We start from the raw sequence: 18,747 nt of genomic DNA, 5'->3' as shown, positions 1-18,747 counted from the left end.
CGAAGGACGGGACCCCAATGAGAGTGCGTACGACGAGTGCGGCGGCCTGCGCCGTGCTGCTGGCCGTCACTGCCCTCGCGGGCTGCAACCGCGAGTCCACCGATGACGGCGCGGGCGCCGGGAAGGTCGGTATCGACCTGCCGCGCAGCGACAGCGACTTCTGGAACTCGTACCAGAACTACATCGAGAAGGGCGTCAAGGCGGGTGAGGTCAAGGCACTGCCGCTGACCAACTCGCAGAACGACATCGGCAAGCTCGTCGCCAATGTCCAGACGTTCACCGACCAGGGCGCCAAGGCCGTCGTGATGGCCCCGCAGGACACCGGCGCCATCGCCGAGTCGCTGAACACGCTGAACGACAAGAAGATCCCGGTCATCAGCGTCGACACCCGTCCTGACAAGGGCAACGTCTACATGGTCGTCCGCGCCGACAACAAGGCGTACGGAACCAACGCCTGCACGTACCTCGGCGAGCAGCTGAAGGGCAAGGGCAAGGTCGTCGAGTTCCAGGGCGACCTGTCCTCGATCAACGGCCGCGACCGGTCCGAGGCGTTCAAGGCCTGCATGGACAAGGACTACCCGGGCATCAAGGTCTTCGAGCTGGCCACCGACTGGAAGGGCGACGTCGCGTCCGCCAAGCTCCAGTCCACGCTCGCCGCGCACCCCGACATCAACGGTATCTACATGCAGGCCGGCGGTGTCTTCCTGCAGCCGACCCTCGCACTGCTGGAGCAGAAGAAGCTGCTGAAGCCGGCCGGTACGGCGGGCCACATCACGATCATCTCCAACGACGGCATCCCGGAGGAGTTCGACGCCATCAGGGCGGGCAAGATCGACGCGACGATCTCGCAGCCCGCAGACCTGTACGCGAAGTACGCGCTGTACTACGCCAAGGCGGCCCTGGGCGGTAAGACCTTCAAGGAAGGCCCGACCGACCACGGCTCGAACATCATCAGGATTCCCAGTGGTTTCGAGGATCAGCTTCCCGCGCCCCTGGTGACCAAGGACAACGTGGACGACCCGAAACTGTGGGCCAATCAGCTAGAGAAGAAGAGCTAGCCGTGACTCCTCCCTCTCGGTGCCGAGAGGGCTTCCCTCCCGGCACCCAAGAGCCGAGACGCGGCCAAGCCCTGACCGCTGCCCGAGGGCAGGGCATCGACATCACTACAGCGCTTCGCTGAGAAGGGGTCTGATGGAAAAGGCACCACCTGCCGTACAGGCGGAAGGCGTCGTCAAACGCTTCGGGCCCACCGTCGCGCTCGACGGTGTGCAGCTCACCGTGCAGCCCGGGGAGTCCCATGCCCTCGTCGGCCGTAACGGCGCGGGCAAGTCCACGCTGGTCAGCGTCCTGACGGGACTGCACAAGGCGGACGCGGGCACGGTCCGGTTCGGCGGGGAACCCGCGCCCGCCTTCGGGGACACCACGGCCTGGCAGTCGAAGGTCGCCTGCGTCTACCAGAAGTCCATGGTCGTCCCGGATCTGACCGTCGCCGAGAACCTCTTCCTCGGCCGGCTGGACGACGAGTCGCGGTGGATCAGCTGGGGGAGGCTCCGCAGGCGTGCGGAGCAGCTCCTCGCCGAGTACGGGGTCCAGGTCGACCCCAACACCCGGGCCAGGGATCTGGCCGTGGAACAGCGGCAGTTCGTCGAGATCGCGCGGGCGCTGTCCTTCGGCGCCCGGCTGATCATCCTGGACGAACCGACCGCCCAGCTCGACGCCCGCGGCATCGGGCGGCTCTTCGACAAGCTCAGGGAACTGCAGAGCCAGGGAGTGGCGTTCCTGTTCATCTCCCATCATCTGCAGGAGGTGTACGACCTGTGCACCGCCGTCACCGTCTACCGCGACGCACGCCACGTCCTGACCGCTCCGGTCGCCGGCCTCACCAAGACCGAACTGGTCACGGCGATGACGGGCGAGAAGGGCAGCGGACCCGCCGCCTGGCACGCGGGCGGTGACCGGACAGCGGTACGGGACGCGTCGGTGGAGCCCGTCCTGCGCACCGAAGGGCTCTCCCTGGAGGGCCAGTTCGAGCCGCTGGACCTCCAGGTCCGCCCCGGCGAGGTGCTCGGCCTCGCCGGATCCGCGGCCAGCGGCAACACCGCACTCGGTGAGGCACTCGCCGGGATGCGGAAGGTCAGCGGCGGCACGGTCTCCGTGCACGGGAGGACGGTGCCGTCCGGCAGCGTGCCGCACGCGCTGGACGCCGGAATCGGGTACATCCCCGAGGACCGGCACGACCAGGGCCTCGTCCTGGGACGCAGCGTCGCCGAGAACGCCACCCTCACGGTCACCGACCAGCTCGGCCGGTGGGGGACCGTACTGCCCTCCCGCACCAGGGAGTTCGCACGGTCGATGATCGAGTCGCTGGACATCAAGACACAGGGACCCGAACAGCCCGTCGCCGGGCTGTCGGGCGGCAATCAGCAGAAGGTGGTGGTCGCCCGCGCACTGGCCCGCAAGCCGAGCGTGCTGGTCGCGGTCCGGCCCACCGCGGGTGTGGACGTCAAGTCCAAGGACTCGCTGCTCGGAGTCGTCCGACGGGTCGCCGACGAGGGCAATGCCGCAGTCGTCGTCTCGGACGAGCTGGACGATCTGCGGGTCTGCGACCGGGTGCTCGCCCTGTTCCACGGACGAGTGGTCGGGACGTTCGGAAGCGGGTGGACCGACGGGGAACTCGTCGCCGCCATGGAAGGTGTGGGGGAAAGGCAATGACCGGCACGATACGGCCGTCGACGGCCGACGACATCAACGGGGGACCGGGGGGCGGGCTCGGCGACGACAGCCCGCTGAGCCGGCTCAGGCTGATCCGGTGGAGCGACTTCTCCTTGGTGCCGGTGATCCTGGTGCTGATGGTGATCGGCTTCATCGTCTCGCCGGTCTTCCTCACCTCCGACAACCTGATCAGCGTCGTCCAGCAGTCCTCCGAACTCAGCCTGCTGGTCCTCGGCCAGGCCCTGATCCTCATCTGCGGACGGATGGACCTGTCGCTGGAGTCGACGATCGGCATCGCGCCCGTCGTCGCCATGTGGCTGGTGCTGCCCACCGAGGGCGGCCGCTTCGCCGGCCTCGGCCTGCTGCCCACCTGGTCGGCGATCCCGCTCTGCCTGCTGGTGGGGCTCGCGATCGGCGCGATCAACGGCTTCCTGATGCTGAAGCTCCGGGTCAACGGCTTCATCGCCACGCTCGGCATGCTCACCATGCTGCGCGGACTCCACATCGGCATCACCGAGGGCAAGTCCATCACCGACGTCCCGGAGTCGTTCCGCTACCTCGGCAAGAGCGAGTGGCTCGGCGCACCGGCCGCGGTCTGGATCTGCCTGGTGCTCTTCGCGATCGGCGGCGCGGCGCTGGCCTGGCTGCGCCACGGGCGTTCGCTCTACGCGATCGGGGGCAACCCGGAAGCGGCACGGGCCGCGGGCATCCGGGTCGACCGGGTCACCTGGATCGTGCTTGCCGTCGGCGGTCTGCTGGCGGCCTTCGCGGGCATCCTCTACACCGGCCACTACGGGGCGGTCGCCGCGACGCAGGGCAACGGCTGGATCTTCCAGGTGTTCGCCGCGGCGGTCATCGGCGGCATCAGCCTCAAGGGCGGTCGTGGCACGCTGTTCGGTGCGCTGACCGGCGTACTGACGCTGCAGCTGGTGGTCAATGTGATGACCCTCGGCGGCGTCCCGGCGCTGTGGAACCAGTTCCTCAACGGCGCGATCATCATCGTCGCCCTGGTCATCTCGCGCTTCGCGAGCGGCGAGAAGCAGGACTGAACCGGGGTCCGTACGGGCCGGTGCGCGGAGCTCTCCGCGCACCGGCCCGTACGCATGTCACAGCGTGGACCTCAGCCACTGCTCCACGCTCGCCACATGCACCGTCGCCCAGGCCCGCGCAGCCTCCGCGTCCCGGTCCCGCAGCGCCGACACGATCGCCCGGTGCTCGTGCAGCGTCCGGCTGACCGCGTCCTCCTGCGTCAGTCCGCGCCAGACCCGGGCCCGCGTCGTCGGCCCGGAGAGACCGTCGAGCAGCGAGCAGAGCACCGAATTCCCGGACGACTGCACGATGCCGCGGTGGAACTCCAGGTCGCAGGCGACCAACTCCTCCACCGACGGCTGCGCGCCCAGCGCGTCCAGCTGGGAACTCAGCACGTCCAGCTGAGCCTCGCTGATCCGCGTCGCCGCCATCGCCGTCGCGGCGGGCTCCAGGATCCGGCGGACCGCCAGGAACTCCAGCACCGTGTCGTCGCGGTGGAAGTCCACGACGAAGCTCAGCGCCTCCAGCAGCAGCTGCGGGTCGAGGCTGGTGACGTACGTGCCGTCGCCCTGCCGGACGTCGAGGATGCGGATCAGCGACAGGGCGCGGACGGCCTCCCGCAGCGAGTTGCGGGAGAGCCCGAGCTCCGCCGCGAGTTCGCTCTCCTTGGGCAGCCGGTCGCCTGGCCGCAGCGCACCCGAGACGATCATTCCCTTGATCTTCTCGATCGCCTCGTCGGTGACAGCCATGACGGTCCTCCTGGATTCGGACGGGTTCAGACCCCGGCACAAGACATCCGATGTATCTCCTCATTATGGGGGTCGGATCAGCCGGAAGACCCCCGTCTGTCGCAGGAGGCGATCAGCCGGGCGGTGACGCCGAACTCCGTGCCGTCCGTACGGTCCTCGAGATCGGCGCCCGTCACCCGCCCCTTGGTGAACCGCAGCCCGGTGACCGCGGCGTGGTTGAGGACGACCGCACCCGCGTCGAGCGCGGCACGGACCGTCATCAGCGCCATCCGGGCGTCGTTCATCTGGTCGTCGCCGTAGACCGCGACGGCCTTGAGATTGTCCGTGCGCAGTTCCGGCACATCGCGCTGTGCCTTCGCCGGGCTGATCACATGGCCGACGCCGTCACCGAACGCGGACAGCGCCGAGTACGCGAACACACCCGCGCCGAGCCTGGCCGCGCCGTGCGGGCCGCCCTTGTGGACCGGCAGGTAGAAGGTGAGCGGATTGGCCAGGTGCGGAGCCACCTGGCGGGACACCGCACGGCGCTCGAAGTGGTTCTCCGCGACCAGCTTCACCGCGCCGGTCTGCAGGTAGCGCAGACCGCCGTGGAGCGGCTTGGAGGAGGCGGAGGAGGTGGCGCCGGCAAAGTCGCCGGCGTCCACCAGGGCCACCCGCAGCCCGGACTGTGCGGCGTGCCAGGCGGTGGAGCTGCCCAGGATGCCGCCACCGATCACCAGGAGGTCGTACGTCGCCTTGCAGAGCTGCTCCCGAGTCTCGGCGCGGCTCGGAAGGGAGCCGGAGGCCGGGTGCGTCCCGAGTGCCGGGACGCTCTGCAGGGTGGTCATGGCGATTACTCCTCGGCAGTGTTGTCGTCGAGCCAGCCCATGGAACGCTCCACGGCCTTGAGCCAGCACTTGTACTCACGTTCGCGGGTGGCCGCGTCCATGCGGGGGGTCCACTCGGCGGCCCGGCGCCAGTTGGCGCGCAGCGCGTCGGTGTCCGGCCAGAAGCCGACGGCGAGACCGGCGGCGTAGGCGGCGCCGAGGCAGGTCGTCTCGGCGACCATGGGCCGCACCACGGGTGCGTCCAGGAAGTCGGCGAGCGTCTGCATCAGCAAGTTGTTGGAGGTCATGCCGCCGTCGACCTTGAGGGCGGTCAGCTCGACGCCGGAGTCCTTGGTCATGGCGTCGGTGATCTCGCGGGTCTGCCAGGCGGTGGCCTCGAGGACGGCACGGGCGATGTGCGCCTTGGTGACGTACCTGGTGAGTCCGGCGATGACACCGCGGGCGTCGGAGCGCCAGTACGGGGCGAAGAGACCGGAGAAGGCGGGGACGAAGTACGCGCCGCCGTTGTCCTCGACCGACGAGGCCAGGGTCTCGATCTCGGCGGCGGACTTGATCAGACCCATCTGGTCGCGCATCCACTGCACGAGCGAACCGGTGACGGCGATGGAGCCTTCGAGGGCGTAGACCGGCTTCTGGTCGCCGATCCGGTAGCCGACGGTCGTCAGCAGTCCGTTGTAGGAGTTGACGGGCGTCTCGCCGGTGTTCATCAGCATGAAGGTGCCGGTGCCGTACGTGGACTTGGCCTCGCCCTCGGCGAAGCAGGTCTGGCCGAAGAGGGCCGCCTGCTGGTCGCCGAGCGCGGACGCGACCGGGACGCCGGCCAGGACGCCGTCCTTGGCGATGCCGTACACCTCGGCGGAGGACCGGATCTCCGGCAGTACGGCGGCGGGGATCTCCATCGAATGGAGGATCCGCTGGTCCCACTTCATCTCGTGCAGGTTCATCAGGAGGGTGCGCGAGGCGTTGGTGACGTCGGTGACGTGCACGCCGCCGTCGGCGCCGCCGGTCAGGTTCCAGATGACCCAGGAGTCCATGGTGCCGAAGAGGATGTCGCCGCGCTCGGCGCGCTCGCGCAGTCCCTCGACGTTGTCGAGCAGCCAGCGGACCTTGGGGCCGGAGAAGTAGGAGGCGAGCGGGAGCCCGGTCTCGCGGCGGAACCGGTCCTGGCCGACATTGCGGCCGAGCTCCTTGCAGAGTGCGTCGGTGCGGGTGTCCTGCCAGACGATCGCGTTGTGGACGGGCTCACCGGTGTTCTTGTCCCAGAGCACAGTGGTCTCGCGCTGGTTGGTGATGCCGATCGCCTTGACGTCGGCTGCGGTGATGCCCGCCTTGACGATGGCGCCGGTGACGACCTCCTGGACGTTCTCCCAGATCTCGGTCGCGTTGTGCTCGACCCGGCCGGGCTTCGGGAAGATCTGCTCGTGCTCCTTCTGGTCGACGGCGACGATCCGGCCGTCCTTGTCGAAGACGATGCAGCGGCTGGAGGTGGTGCCCTGGTCGATGGCCGCGATGAACGGGCCGGTGGTGTGTGCGTCGGTCACGGTGTGCTCCTGGAGGTCTGTGAGATCTGGGGGTGACGGCTCTGAGCTCTACGGCTCACGCGAAGGCGACGTTGTAGAGCCCGCCCGCGATCGCACCGCCGATGAGGGGGCCGACGACCGGGATCCACGCGTAGCCCCAGTCGGAACCGCCCCTGTTCGGCAGCGGCAGCAGCGCGTGCACGATACGCGGCCCGAGGTCGCGAACCGGGTTGATCGCGTAACCGGTCGGGCCGCCGAGCGAGAGACCGATGGCGACGACGACCAGGGCGGTGATCAGCGCGCCGAGCGTGCCGAGACCGTCACCGTTGTTGTTCAGACCCTGGGTGAGGATCGCCAGGACCAGCACGACGGTGGCGATGACTTCGGTCATCACGTTCTGGACGGCGTTCCGGATCTCCGGGCCCGTCGAGAAGATGCCCAGCACCGGGCCGGCCTTCGGGGCGGCGGCCTGGTCGACCATGCCCTCTTCACTCGGCTGGCTGTACAGCGTCGCCGGATCGGTCAGATGGGCCCGGAACTGTCCGTAGTACGTCAGCCAGACCAGCACCGCGCCGATCATCGCGCCGAGCAGCTGGGAGCCGAGGTACAGCGGTACGTCGCTCCACGGGGTGGCGCCCTTGATCGCAAGGCCGATGGTGACCGCGGGGTTGAGGTGCGCCCCCGACACACCGCCGGCCAGATACGCGGCGGTCAGTACCGCGAAGCCCCACCCGAAGGTGATGGCGAGCCAGCCGGCGTCGTGTGCCTTGGAGTGCTTGAGCGTGACGGCGGCACAGACACCGCCGCCGAGCAGGATGAGTACGGCGGTACCGATGGTCTCGCCGATGAAGATGTCGGAGCTGGACACCCGCGACTCCTTTGTCCTTCGTCCAGGGAAGCCGAAGCCCGGGTCTCTCCGGTGGTCCGTACCGTCAGGTGAGGGCCTGACCGGCCTCGGCACTGCCACACCCTAGCGTGCATTGTCGTTATGTGTTCGACAATGCCGACCGATGAACGGCAGTGGTTCTCCCTGATGAATGAAGCGTCAAGAGTTCCTGGGCCTTTGACCCGATCGTTACCGATGATCCGCCGGAACGGTCAGAATCGCCGTGCGCCGAGATCCCGGGAGACCGCCCGGGCGCAGTCCCGTACGGCCGCGACCAGCTCGGGACGGAGCTCGCCCCCGGAGCAGACGCGTTCCACCGCTCCGGTCACGGCAACCGCGCCGACCGGCATCCGGCGGCGGTCGTGGATCGGCGCGGCCACCGCGGCCACCCCCTCCCACGTCTCCTCCACGTCGTCCGCCCAGCCGCGCGCCCGGGTCAGCGAGAGCACCGTCTCGAACTCCTCCAGGTCGGTGATGGTGCGCGGGGTGAAGGGCTGCCGGTCGGCCTCGACCGCCTCGGTGTGCGCCACCGGGTCGTACGCCGCGAGCACCTTGCCCAGCGCGGTGGAGTGCAGCGGCTGCATGGCCCCGACCTCCAGGACCTGCCGGCTGTCGTCGGGCCGGAAGGCGTGGTGCACGATCAGGACGCCCTGCTGGTGCAGGACGCCCAGGTGGGCACTCTCGCCGCTGGAGCGGGCCAGGTCGTCCGTCCAGACCAGGGCGCGCGCCCGCAGCTCGTGGACGTCCAGATAGCTGTTCCCCAGGCGCAGCAGCTCGGCACCCAGCTGATAGTGCCCGGAAGCGGCGTCCTGCTCGACGAAGCCCTCGTGCTGCAGCGTGCGCAGAATGCCGTGCGCGGTGCCCTTGGCCAGGCTCAAGGAGGAAGCGATGTCGGACAGCCCCAGCCGCCGTTCGCCGCCCGCCAGCAGACGCAGCATCGCCGCCGCCCGTTCGAGCGACTGGATGTTCTTGGCCATGGCGCCGTACTCCTCCACTATGGTTCGACAATGCAGAACACTATCGGTCGATGCCGTCCAATGCTCGATCGTGTGGCGAGTCTGCTCCGCCGTACCGCCCCGGACGTTCCCCCGCACTGCATGCCGTCCGTTCCGTGGGACACAGTGATGGTCGAAGGCGGCATCCGGCTACCCTGACGGGGTGCGGCCTCCACCGAAGCCGCAAAGCCGACAGCCGTCGCATCCCTGGGAGTACATCCATGGCCCCGTCGCCGACCCCTTCCGCCGACAGCCGGAACCGAGCCGAAGCCCTCCGCGAGGCACTCGCCACCCGCGTGGTGGTGGCCGACGGTGCCATGGGCACCATGCTCCAGGCACAGGACCCCACCCTTGAGGACTTCCAGAACCTCGAAGGCTGCAACGAGATCCTCAACGTCACCCGCCCGGACATCGTGCGCTCCGTACACGAGGAGTACTTCGCGGTCGGGGTGGACTGCGTCGAGACGAACACCTTCGGTGCGAACGCCTCCGCCCTGGGCGAGTACGACATTCCCGAGCGCATCCACGAACTGTCCGAGTCCGGCGCGCGCATCGCCCGCGAGGTGGCCGACGAGTTCACCGCCTCCACCGGGCAGCAGCGCTGGGTGCTCGGCTCCATCGGCCCCGGCACCAAGCTGCCGACGCTCGGCCACGCGCCGTACACCGCGCTCCGCGACGGTTTCCAGCAGAACGCGGAAGGACTGATCTCCGGCGGCGCGGACGCGCTCATCATCGAGACGACACAGGACCTCCTCCAGACCAAGGCCGCGGTACTGGGCGCGCGGCGGGCGCTGGAGGCGCTGGGCAGTGACCTCCCGCTGCTGTGCTCGCTGGCGTTCGAGACGACCGGCACCATGCTGCTCGGCTCGGAGATCGGTGCCGCACTGACCGCGCTCGAACCGCTCGGTGTCGACATGATCGGCCTGAACTGCTCGACCGGACCGGCGGAGATGAGCGAGCACCTGCGCTACCTCACGCGCCATTCCCGTATCCCGTTGCTCTGCATGCCCAACGCCGGACTGCCGGTGCTGACCAAGGACGGCGCGCACTTCCCGCTCGGCCCCGAAGGACTGGCCGACGCGCAGGAGACGTTCGTCCAGGAGTACGGCCTCTCGCTGGTCGGCGGCTGCTGCGGTACGACTCCGGAGCACCTGCGCCAGGTCGTCGAGCGCGTCCGCGGCGCCGCCCTCGTCCCCCGCGACCCGCGCCCCGAGCCCGGTGCCGCCTCGCTGTACCAGACCGTCCCGTTCCGCCAGGACACCTCGTACCTCGCCATCGGTGAGCGTACGAACGCCAACGGATCCAAGAAGTTCCGCGAGGCCATGCTGGAGGCCCGCTGGGACGACTGCGTGGAGATGGCGCGCGACCAGATCCGGGAGGGCGCGCACATGCTCGACCTCTGCGTCGACTACGTCGGCCGCGACGGTGTCGCGGACATGGAGGAGCTGGCCGGACGCTTCGCCACCGCCTCCACGCTCCCGATCGTGCTCGACTCCACCGAACTTCCGGTCCTGCGGGCCGGCCTGGAGAAGCTCGGCGGCCGGGCGGTTCTCAACTCCGTCAACTACGAGGACGGCGACGGACCCGAGTCGCGCTTCGCCAAGGTCACGCAACTGGCCGCCGAACACGGCGCCGCGCTGATCGCTCTCACCATCGACGAGGAGGGCCAGGCTCGCACCGTCGAGCACAAGGTCGCCGTCGCCGAGCGGCTGATCGAGGACCTGACCGGCACCTGGGGCATCCATGAGTCGGACATCCTCATCGACGCGCTGACCTTCACCATCTGCACCGGGCAGGAGGAGTCCCGCAAGGACGGCGTCGCCACCATCGGCGCCATCCGCGAACTGAAGCGGCGCCATCCCGAGGTCCAGACCACGCTCGGCCTGTCGAACATCTCCTTCGGTCTCAACCCGGCCGCCCGGGTCGTCCTGAACTCCGTCTTCCTCGACGAGTGCGTCAAGGCCGGTCTCGACTCCGCCATCGTGCACGCCTCCAAGATCCTGCCGATCGCGCGACTGGAGGAGGAGCAGGTCAAGGTCGCACTCGACCTCATCTACGACCGTCGCGCCGAAGGCTACGACCCGCTGCAGCGGCTCATGGAGCTCTTCGAGGGCGTCAACATGAAGTCGATGAAGGCCGGCAAGGCCGAGGAGCTCCTCGCGCTGCCGCTCGACGAGCGCCTCCAGCGCCGCATCATCGACGGTGAGAAGAACGGCCTGGAGACCGACCTCGACGAGGCACTGCAGACCCGTCCGGCTCTCGACATCGTCAACGACACGCTGCTCGAAGGCATGAAGGTCGTCGGCGAGCTGTTCGGCTCCGGTCAGATGCAGCTGCCGTTCGTGCTCCAGTCCGCCGAGGTCATGAAGTCTGCCGTGGCCCACCTGGAACCGCACATGGAGAAGTCCGACGCGGAGGGCAAGGGCACAATCGTTCTGGCCACCGTCCGCGGCGACGTCCACGACATCGGCAAGAACCTCGTCGACATCATCCTGTCCAACAATGGCTTCAACGTCGTCAACATCGGCATCAAGCAGCCGGTCTCCGCGATCCTGGAAGCCGCGGAGGAGCACCGCGCCGATGTCATCGGCATGTCCGGTCTCCTGGTGAAGTCCACCGTGATCATGAAGGAGAACCTGGAGGAGCTGAACCAGCGCAAGCTGGCCGCCGAGTATCCGGTGATCCTCGGCGGCGCGGCTCTCACCAGGGCCTATGTCGAGCAGGACCTCCACGAGATCTACGAGGGCGAGGTCCGCTACGCCCGCGACGCGTTCGAGGGCCTGCGCCTGATGGACGCCCTGGTCGCGGTCAAGCGCGGTGTTCCCGGCGCTGCTCTCCCCGAGCTGAAGCAGCGCCGCGTCCCCAAGCGGGAGACGGCCGTGCTGGAGGTCGAGGAGCCGGAGGAGGGCGTCCGCTCCGACGTCGCCGTCGACAACCCGGTCCCCGAGCCCCCGTTCTGGGGCACCCGCGTCGTCAAGGGCATCCAGCTCAAGGAGTACGCCTCCTGGCTCGACGAGGGTGCGCTCTTCAAGGGCCAGTGGGGCCTCAAGCAGGCCCGCGCCGGTGACGGACCGACGTACGAGGAGCTCGTGGAGACCGAGGGCCGCCCGCACCTGCGCGGCTGGCTCGACAAGCTGCACACGGAGAACCTGCTGGAAGCCGCCGTGGTCTACGGCTACTTCCCGTGCGTCTCCAAGGGCGACGACCTGATCCTGCTGCACGAGGACGGTTCCGAGCGCACCCGCTTCACCTTCCCGCGCCAGCGCCGCGGCCGCCGCCTCTGCCTCGCGGACTTCTTCCGCCCGGAGGAGTCCGGTGAGACGGACGTGATCGGCCTCCAGGTCGTCACCGTCGGTTCGAAGATCGGCGGCGAGACCGCCAAGCTCTTCGAGGCCAATTCCTACCGCGACTACCTGGAGCTTCACGGTCTCTCCGTCCAGCTCGCCGAGGCCCTCGCCGAGTACTGGCATGCCCGGGTCCGTTCCGAGCTCGGCTTCGGCGGCGAGGACCCGGCCGCAGTCGAGGACATGTTCGCGCTGAAGTACCGCGGCGCACGCTTCTCCCTCGGTTACGGGGCCTGCCCCGACCTGGAGGACCGCGCGAAGATCGCCGACCTGCTGCAGCCCGAGCGGATCGGTGTCCACCTCTCCGAGGAGTTCCAGCTCCATCCTGAGCAGTCCACGGACGCGATCGTCATCCACCACCCGGAGGCGAAGTACTTCAACGCGCGGTAGGAAGACGTCCGACGCGCGGTAGCGGAACGAGTCGTACACTGGTCGGTCCAGTGCAGGCCGGCCGCCCTTTCCCCTGGAAATGGCGGTCGGCCTTCTCGTCCCTCATGGAAGGTGTGCCGCATGACCAGTACGGTCCCCGCGTCCTTGATCCGTACGGCGGAAGGCGCCGCCCTGCAGGCCGTCTTCCTCGACATGGACGGCACCCTGGTCGATACCGAGGGTTTCTGGTGGGAGGCCGAGGTGGCGGTCTTCGCCGACCTCGGGCACCGGCTGGACAAGGCGTGGAAGGACGTGGTCGTCGGCGGACCGATGACCCGCAGCGCCGGGTATCTCATCGAAGCCACCGGTGCGGACATCACCCTTCCGGAACTCACCGTGCTGCTCAACGACCGTTTCGAGGAGCGCATCGACCGCGGTGTGCCGCTGATGCCGGGCGCCGCACGGCTCCTCGCCGAACTGGTGGCGCACGAGGTCCCTACCGCGCTGGTCTCCGCCTCGCACCGGCGCATCATCGACCGGGTGCTGGACTCGGTCGGCCACCACCACTTCTCGCTGACCGTCGCGGGTGACGAGGTCTCCCGGACGAAGCCGCATCCGGAGCCCTACCTCACGGCAGCCTCCGGCTTCGGGGCGGCCCCCGGGCGCTGTGCGGTCATCGAGGACACCGCGACCGGTGTCGCCGCGGCAGAGGCCGCCGGCTGCTGGGTCGTCGCCGTACCGTCCGTCGCACCGATCGCACCCGCATCGGGCCGGGTCGTGGTGGACTCCCTCGAAGAAGTCGATCTCGCATTTCTCCGCGGCCTGGTCACGGGAACGCATTGATGCCCGTACCGAGAGTATCTGTGAATGAATGGAAAGGCTCTCGGCGTGGCCGTGTGCGCATTTCGTCACGCATGCGTAGGGAAAAGATGGGAGATGTCGCGGCGGAGAATGGTTCAGGAGTGAGCTTCGTCACTTCGAAGGCTCACGGTCTCTCTCAAGATCGCCCTAGCTGTCCGTTTTGATCCGCCCAAGTGTCCTGATTCGTGGAGTCCTGTACGGAACCTTCCTCGCCCGGGAAATCGACTCTTCGGCTATTCCCTTCACCATTCGATTGCACATCGGACGTCGCCGGTGAGGAATTGGCGGCGGCGCCCACCGATGTCGTTTTCTCAATGGCCGGATGAGGGAGAACGTCCAGGATGAACCGCAAGACTCCGGTGCTGCCGGCCGTCGTCGGCCTGCTCGCCCCCGTACTCGCCGCCTGCGGCGCGTCGGGCGGCGGGAGCGATGGCAACGCCGCCATCGTTGTCGGCACCACGGACCAGTTCGTCGCCACCGAGGACAACCCCGCGCCGCTCGACCCCGCCATAGGCTACGAAGCAGGCGTCTGGAACGTCCTGCGGCAGACCGTGCAGACGCTGACCCACATCCCGCGCGGCGGCGGCGAGCCCGTCCCCGAGGCTGCCGAGAGCTGCGCGTTCACCGGCCGGCAGAACGAGAGCTACCGCTGCAAGCTGCGCAGCGGGCTCACCTTCGCGAGCGGCGAGCCCGTCACCGCCGAGGACGTCAAGTACTCCATCAACCGGGTCATCGACATCGACTCCGACAACGGCCCCGTCGGCCTGCTCGCCAACATCGACACGATCGAGACCCGTGACGACAACGAAGTCGTCTTCCAGCTGAAGACGCCGGACGCGACCTTCCCCTACAAGCTCGCCACCCCGGCCGCCGGCATCGTGCCGAAGAACGCGTACCCGGCGAAGTCTCCGCGCGAAGGCTTCCACGTCGACGGCTCCGGCCCGTACACGATGAAGCCGGAAGTCAGGAACAACCAGGTCGACAAGGTCGTCTTCACCAGGAACCCGAAGTACAAGGGCGATCTGAAGGTCCTCAACGACAAGGTCGAACTCGACCTCTTCCCCGACGCCACGGCGATGGGGAAGGCACTTGACGACAAGAAGATCGACATGATGACCCGCACCATGTCGCCCGGCCAGGCCAAGCAGATGCTGGAGAAACCGAAGGCCGGCATCGAGCTCACCGAGATGCCCGGCCTCGCCATCAGCTACCTCGGCTTCGACACCACCGACCCCGCGGTGGGTCGGTCAACTCCTCCGCCGACCTCCAGTTCTGGGAGCTCGGCCGCAGCGCCGACTGAACCACGGCGCCGCTCCGGCGCCCGGTCCCGGCCGAACCGTGCCGGATCACTGGGCGCCGGGGCGCACCAGTCCGCTCTCGTACGCGTACACCGCCGCCTGCACCCGGTCGCGCAGCCCCAGCTTCGTCAGCACATGGCCCACATGCGTCTTGACGGTCGTCTCGCTGACGAACAGATCGGCGGCGATCTCCGCATTCGACAGACCGCGCGCCACCAGCTTCAACACCTCCACCTCGCGCTCCGTCAGCGTGTGGAGGGTGTTCGGCACGGGATCCTCGCCCGACGGCAGATGATCCGCGTACTTGTCCAGCAGCCTGCGCGTGATGCTCGGGGCCAGCATCGCCTCGCCCGCCGCGACCACCCGGATCGCCTGGACCAGTTCATTGGCCGGAGCGTCCTTCAGCAGGAAGCCGCTGGCACCGGCACGCAACGCCTCCACCACATACTCGTCGAGATCGAACGTGGTCAGCACCAGCACCTTCGCCGGACCGTCCCGGCCCGGACCCGTGATCTGACGCGTCGCCTCGACCCCGTCCATCCGCGGCATACGGATGTCCATCAGCACCACATCGGGCTGCAGCGCCCGCACCTGATCGAGAGCCTGGAGACCGTCACCGGCCTCGCCCACCACCGCCAGATCCCCCTCCGCCTCAAGAATCATCCGGAAGCCGGTGCGCAGCAGCGGCTGGTCGTCGACCAGTAGGACGCGGATTGCCACCAGATCTCCTCAAGCTCCTTCAACGGCCACCGGCCGGGCGGCCTCGGCCTGGACCGGGTCCATTCTGCCCTGCACACCCTGCCCCGGATCGGCCGGGCGGACCGACAACGGATAGACCGGGGGAGTCCCGCCGAATTCCGGACAGACCGCCTGGTGGTCGCACCAGCCGCACAGCTTCGTCGGCCGCGGCCGCCACGCGCCCGTCTCCGTGGCCAGCCGGATCGCGTCCCACAGCGCCAGCAGCTTCCGCTCCACCCGCTCCAGATCCGCCACGACCGGGTCGTACGTCACGACGTCGCCGCTGCCCAGATAGACCAGCTGCAGCCGCCGCGGCACCACACCCTTCAGCCGCCAGATCACCAGGGCATAGAACTTCATCTGGAACAGGGCGCCCTCCGCGTACTCCGGCCGCGGTGCCTTCCCCGTCTTGTAGTCGACGATCCGGACCTCACCCGTCGGCGCCACATCGATGCGGTCGATCACCCCGCGCAGCCGCAGCCCCGACTCCAGCTCCGTCTCGACGAACATCTCCCGCTCGGCCGGCTCCAGGCGCGTCGGATCCTCCAGCGAGAACCACCGCTCCACCAGCCGCTCCGCCTCCGACAGCCAGCGCGCCAGCCGGTCGCCCTCCGCATCCTGCGCGAACAGCTCCGACAACTCCGGCTTCGACTCCAGCAGCCGGTCCCACTGGCCGGGAATCATCGCCGTCGCCCGGCCCGCCGTGCGCTCCACCGCCGGTGCGTCGAAGAGCCGCTCCAGCACCGCATGCACCAGCGTGCCCCGGGTAGCCGCCTCACTGGGCTTCTCCGGCAGCCTGTCGATCACCCGGAACCGGTACAGCAGAGGACACTGCATGAAATCGCTCGCCCGCGACGGTGACAGGGACGAAGGTGGTTGTGGTGGCCGGGGCACGGAAGTCATGACGAAGACCCTACGACCCGCCACTGACACTCGAGGCCTCCCCCGCGGCAGGGAGGGAGGCCATGGGCGGCATACCATCGACGACAGACCCTCCCACACTGCATGATCGTGCCGAACAGCACCGACCGAAGGGACCCCGTGGACGAGAGCGGCGACAGCGGGCAGCCGCAGCCCGGCGCCGGCGGAACGGACCCCGCCGCGCCCGAGAAAGGCAAACCGCAGCGCCCCCGGGAGCCGGGCGGCGGCATCCTGATGGGCCGCCCCTTCGGCGTGCCGGTATACGTCGCGCCCAGCTGGTTCCTCGTCGCGGCGCTCATCACCTGGGTCTTCGGCGGCCAGCTCGACCGCGTCCTGCCGGAACTCGGCGCGGTCCGCTATCTGGTCTCCCTCTTCTTCGCGATCGCCTTCTACGCCTCCGTGCTCGTCCACGAACTCGCGCACACCATCGCCGCGCTCCGCTACAAGCTCCCCGTGCGCCGCATCCAGCTGCAGTTCTTCGGCGGCGTCTCCGAGATCGAGAAGGAGTCCGAGACTCCCGGCCGCGAATTCGTTCTCGCCTTTGTCGGCCCTCTGCTCTCCCTGGTACTCGCCGGCGTCTTCTATGTCGCCATGAAGTTCGTCGAACCCGGCACCGTCCCCGGTGTCCTGCTCGCCGGACTGATGATCTCCAACCTCATCGTCGCCGCTTTCAACCTGCTGCCCGGCCTCCCGCTCGACGGCGGCCGCATGCTCCGCGCCGTCGTCTGGAAGATCACCGGCCGCGCCATGAGCGGCACCGTCGCCGCCGCCTGGGTCGGGCGTGCCCTCGCCGTCGCCGTCCTCATCGGCCTCCCGCTCCTCACCCAAACCGGTGGACTCGGGAACAACCCCCACGATGTCAGCGGCATGGACACCGTCACCGACGCCCTGCTCGCCGCGATCCTCGCCGCCATCATCTGGACCGGCGCGGGCAACAGCCTCCGCATGGCCCGTCTGCGCGAACACCTACCCGACCTGCGTGCCCGCACCCTCACCCGCCGCGCCGTCCCCGTGGAAGCCGCCACTCCCCTCTCCGAAGCGCTCCGCCGTGCCAACGAGGCAGGCGCCCGCGCCCTCGTCGTCGTCGACGGACACGGCGACCCCAAGGCCGTCGTCCGCGAGGCCGCCATCGTCTCCGTCCCCGAGCACCGTCGCCCCTGGGTCGCGGTCAGCGCCCTCGCCCAGGACCTCACCGACGGCATGAAGATCTCCGCCGAACTGACCGGCGAAGAACTCCTCGACACCCTGAAGGCCAGCCCGGCCACCGAATACCTCGTTCTCGAAGAGACCGGCGAGATCTACGGAGTCCTCTCCACTGCCGACGTCGAACGCGCCTTCGTCGCCGCCATGGCCCGCCCCGCCGCCTGAGGGCGCTCCGGCCGAGCAGGGCGGGCTTCCGGCGCGCGGTCGGAGCGCCGGGAAACACCGGTACGCTGGTCACATGTCTGAACCGACCGGTGCCGCCCGCCGACGCGGGCCCTTCAAGGTCGGGGACCAGGTCCAGCTCACCGACCCCAAGGGACGCCACTACACCTTCACGCTCGAAGCCGGAAAGAACTTCCACACCCACAAGGGTTCTTTCCCGCACGACGAGCTGATCGGTGCTCCCGAGGGCAGTGTGGTCCGAACCACGGGAAACGTCGCCTACCTCGCGCTGCGCCCCCTGCTCCCCGACTACGTCCTGTCCATGCCCCGCGGCGCCGCCGTGGTCTACCCCAAGGACGCGGGGCAGATCCTGGCGTTCGCCGACATCTTCCCCGGCGCCCGCGTCGTGGAAGCCGGCGTCGGCTCCGGCTCGCTCTCCACCTTCCTGCTCCGCGCCATCGGCGACCAGGGCATGCTGCACTCGTACGAGCGCCGCGAGGACTTCGCGGAGATCGCCCAGCAGAACGTCGAGCGCTACTTCGGTGAGCCGCACCCCGCGTGGCAGCTCACCGTCGGCGATCTCCAGGACAACCTCTCCGACACCGATGTCGACCGGGTCATCCTTGACATGCTCGCCCCCTGGGAATGCCTGGAGGCCGTCTCCAAGGCGCTCGTCCCCGGCGGCATCCTCTGCGCCTACGTCGCGACCACCACCCAGCTCGCCCGGACCGTCGAGTCCATCCGCGAGATAGGCTGCTTCGCCGAACCGCAGCCCTGGGAATCGATGATCCGCAACTGGCACGTCGAGGGTCTCGCGGTCCGCCCGGACCACCGTATGATCGGCCACACCGGCTTCCTCGTCACCGCGCGCCGCCTGGCCGACGGTGTGGAGGCCCCGCTGCGCCGCCGCCGGCCCGCCAAGGGCGCGTACGGCGAGGACTACGACGGTCCCGGCAGCCAGAGCGGCTCCTCCTCCCGCGGCTGACCCCGCACAACGCACCGGCGCCGCCGCCGAGTTCCCGGACCGACCCGGGAACTCGGCGACGTCTGCATGGTCGCCCCGAAGGGGCCGGGCCACCTCGTCCGCCGTCAGTACGAGGAGGGCCGCGGCGTCCCGTGCATCGTGGCCGTCG

General features: G+C 68.9%; 13 protein-coding genes and 3 pseudogenes. 9 read left to right on the top strand and 7 right to left on the bottom strand.

All coding sequences use genetic code 11. The features are described from left to right. Window positions 1–17: 17 nt before the first annotated feature. From AB0I23_RS36660 to AB0I23_RS36650, 3 genes are all read left to right on the top strand, one after another. Window positions 18–1,058 carry a sugar ABC transporter substrate-binding protein gene (locus AB0I23_RS36660; RefSeq protein WP_359116490.1) on the top strand — a complete coding sequence of 347 codons (1,041 nt, stop codon included), beginning with the start codon at window positions 18–20 and terminating at the stop codon, window positions 1,056–1,058. Between the two features lie 133 nt (window positions 1,059–1,191). Continuing rightward, window positions 1,192–2,712 carry a sugar ABC transporter ATP-binding protein gene (locus AB0I23_RS36655; RefSeq protein WP_359116488.1) on the top strand — a complete coding sequence of 507 codons (1,521 nt, stop codon included), beginning with the start codon at window positions 1,192–1,194 and terminating at the stop codon, window positions 2,710–2,712. Further along, entirely contained in the window at window positions 2,709–3,761 is a 1,053-nt protein-coding gene (locus AB0I23_RS36650; protein WP_359116485.1) for an ABC transporter permease, read from the top strand. The genes AB0I23_RS36655 and AB0I23_RS36650 overlap by 4 nt, the downstream gene beginning before the upstream one ends. A gap of 57 nt (window positions 3,762–3,818) precedes the next feature. Here AB0I23_RS36650 and AB0I23_RS36645 read toward each other — a convergent pair whose 3' ends face one another. The 5 genes and pseudogenes from AB0I23_RS36645 to AB0I23_RS36625 all read right to left on the bottom strand — a co-directional run bounded on the left by AB0I23_RS36645 (window position 3,819) and on the right by AB0I23_RS36625 (window position 8,700). Further along, window positions 3,819–4,490: a FadR/GntR family transcriptional regulator gene (locus tag AB0I23_RS36645; protein WP_037700470.1), complete on the bottom strand. Its 672-nt coding sequence runs from the start codon at window positions 4,488–4,490 to the stop codon at window positions 3,819–3,821. Window positions 4,491–4,600: 110 nt separating this feature from the next. Further along, window positions 4,601–5,317, bottom strand: a pseudogene (locus AB0I23_RS36640) (FAD-dependent oxidoreductase); the annotation flags it as partial. 5 nt (window positions 5,318–5,322) lie between these two features. Next, window positions 5,323–6,858, bottom strand: a complete 1,536-nt coding sequence (gene glpK / locus AB0I23_RS36635) for a glycerol kinase GlpK (protein ID WP_359116482.1) — start codon at window positions 6,856–6,858, stop codon at window positions 5,323–5,325. Between the two features lie 55 nt (window positions 6,859–6,913). Then, the gene (locus tag AB0I23_RS36630) at window positions 6,914–7,705 is read right to left on the bottom strand and encodes an MIP/aquaporin family protein (protein WP_359116480.1); all 792 of its coding nucleotides are present in this window, start codon (window positions 7,703–7,705) and stop codon (window positions 6,914–6,916) included. A gap of 230 nt (window positions 7,706–7,935) precedes the next feature. Then, window positions 7,936–8,700, bottom strand: coding sequence for an IclR family transcriptional regulator (locus tag AB0I23_RS36625; RefSeq protein ID WP_359116477.1), 765 nt, complete (start codon window positions 8,698–8,700; stop codon window positions 7,936–7,938). 239 nt (window positions 8,701–8,939) lie between these two features. On the opposite strand from AB0I23_RS36625, the gene metH reads away from it, so the two are divergent. From metH to AB0I23_RS36610, 3 genes and pseudogenes are all read left to right on the top strand, one after another. Then, on the top strand, window positions 8,940–12,452 hold the full coding sequence (gene metH, locus AB0I23_RS36620) for a methionine synthase (protein WP_359116474.1): 3,513 nt from the start codon (window positions 8,940–8,942) through the stop codon (window positions 12,450–12,452). Between the two features lie 120 nt (window positions 12,453–12,572). Next, window positions 12,573–13,274 carry an HAD family hydrolase gene (locus AB0I23_RS36615; RefSeq protein ID WP_359116471.1) on the top strand — a complete coding sequence of 234 codons (702 nt, stop codon included), beginning with the start codon at window positions 12,573–12,575 and terminating at the stop codon, window positions 13,272–13,274. Between the two features lie 359 nt (window positions 13,275–13,633). Then, window positions 13,634–14,539: pseudogene (locus AB0I23_RS36610) on the top strand (ABC transporter substrate-binding protein); the annotation flags it as partial. A 99-nt stretch (window positions 14,540–14,638) separates the two neighbouring features. Here AB0I23_RS36610 and AB0I23_RS36605 read toward each other — a convergent pair. Next, a complete protein-coding gene (locus AB0I23_RS36605) occupies window positions 14,639–15,310 on the bottom strand; it encodes a response regulator transcription factor (RefSeq protein WP_359116527.1) in 672 nt (223 codons plus the stop codon). A gap of 9 nt (window positions 15,311–15,319) precedes the next feature. After that, window positions 15,320–16,165, bottom strand: a complete 846-nt coding sequence (locus AB0I23_RS36600) for a RecB family exonuclease (RefSeq protein WP_359116468.1) — start codon at window positions 16,163–16,165, stop codon at window positions 15,320–15,322. A gap of 204 nt (window positions 16,166–16,369) precedes the next feature. Here AB0I23_RS36600 and AB0I23_RS36595 point away from each other — a divergent pair, with 204 nt between their 5' ends. The 3 genes and pseudogenes from AB0I23_RS36595 to AB0I23_RS36585 all read left to right on the top strand — a co-directional run. Further along, entirely contained in the window at window positions 16,370–17,617 is a 1,248-nt protein-coding gene (locus AB0I23_RS36595; protein WP_359116525.1) for a site-2 protease family protein, read from the top strand. A gap of 73 nt (window positions 17,618–17,690) precedes the next feature. Then, window positions 17,691–18,599 (top strand): tRNA (adenine-N1)-methyltransferase, encoded by a 909-nt coding sequence (locus AB0I23_RS36590; RefSeq protein ID WP_037700492.1) that lies wholly within the window; start codon window positions 17,691–17,693, stop codon window positions 18,597–18,599. Between the two features lie 57 nt (window positions 18,600–18,656). Continuing rightward, window positions 18,657–18,747, top strand: a pseudogene (locus AB0I23_RS36585) (hypothetical protein); the annotation flags it as partial.

Origin of the sequence: Streptomyces atratus (genome assembly GCF_040655115.1) — a bacterium.
GTDB classification, from domain to species: domain Bacteria; phylum Actinomycetota; class Actinomycetes; order Streptomycetales; family Streptomycetaceae; genus Streptomyces; species Streptomyces atratus_D.
This window is presented reverse-complemented; position numbering and strand designations above follow the sequence as displayed.

Bases quoted from the DNA above. Each gene is read 5' to 3' on its own strand.
- AB0I23_RS36660 (WP_359116490.1), top strand. From the start codon at position 18: ATGAGAGTGCGTACGACGAGTGCGGCGGCCTGCGCCGTGCTGCTGGCC.
- AB0I23_RS36655 (WP_359116488.1), top strand. From the start codon at position 1,192: ATGGAAAAGGCACCACCTGCCGTACAGGCGGAAGGCGTCGTCAAACGC.
- AB0I23_RS36650 (WP_359116485.1), top strand. From the start codon at position 2,709: ATGACCGGCACGATACGGCCGTCGACGGCCGACGACATCAACGGGGGA.
- AB0I23_RS36645 (WP_037700470.1), bottom strand. From the start codon at position 4,490: ATGGCTGTCACCGACGAGGCGATCGAGAAGATCAAGGGAATGATCGTC.
- AB0I23_RS36625 (WP_359116477.1), bottom strand. From the start codon at position 8,700: ATGGCCAAGAACATCCAGTCGCTCGAACGGGCGGCGGCGATGCTGCGT.
- metH (WP_359116474.1), top strand. From the start codon at position 8,940: ATGGCCCCGTCGCCGACCCCTTCCGCCGACAGCCGGAACCGAGCCGAA.
- AB0I23_RS36615 (WP_359116471.1), top strand. From the start codon at position 12,573: ATGACCAGTACGGTCCCCGCGTCCTTGATCCGTACGGCGGAAGGCGCC.
- AB0I23_RS36600 (WP_359116468.1), bottom strand. From the start codon at position 16,165: ATGCAGTGTCCTCTGCTGTACCGGTTCCGGGTGATCGACAGGCTGCCG.
- AB0I23_RS36590 (WP_037700492.1), top strand. From the start codon at position 17,691: ATGTCTGAACCGACCGGTGCCGCCCGCCGACGCGGGCCCTTCAAGGTC.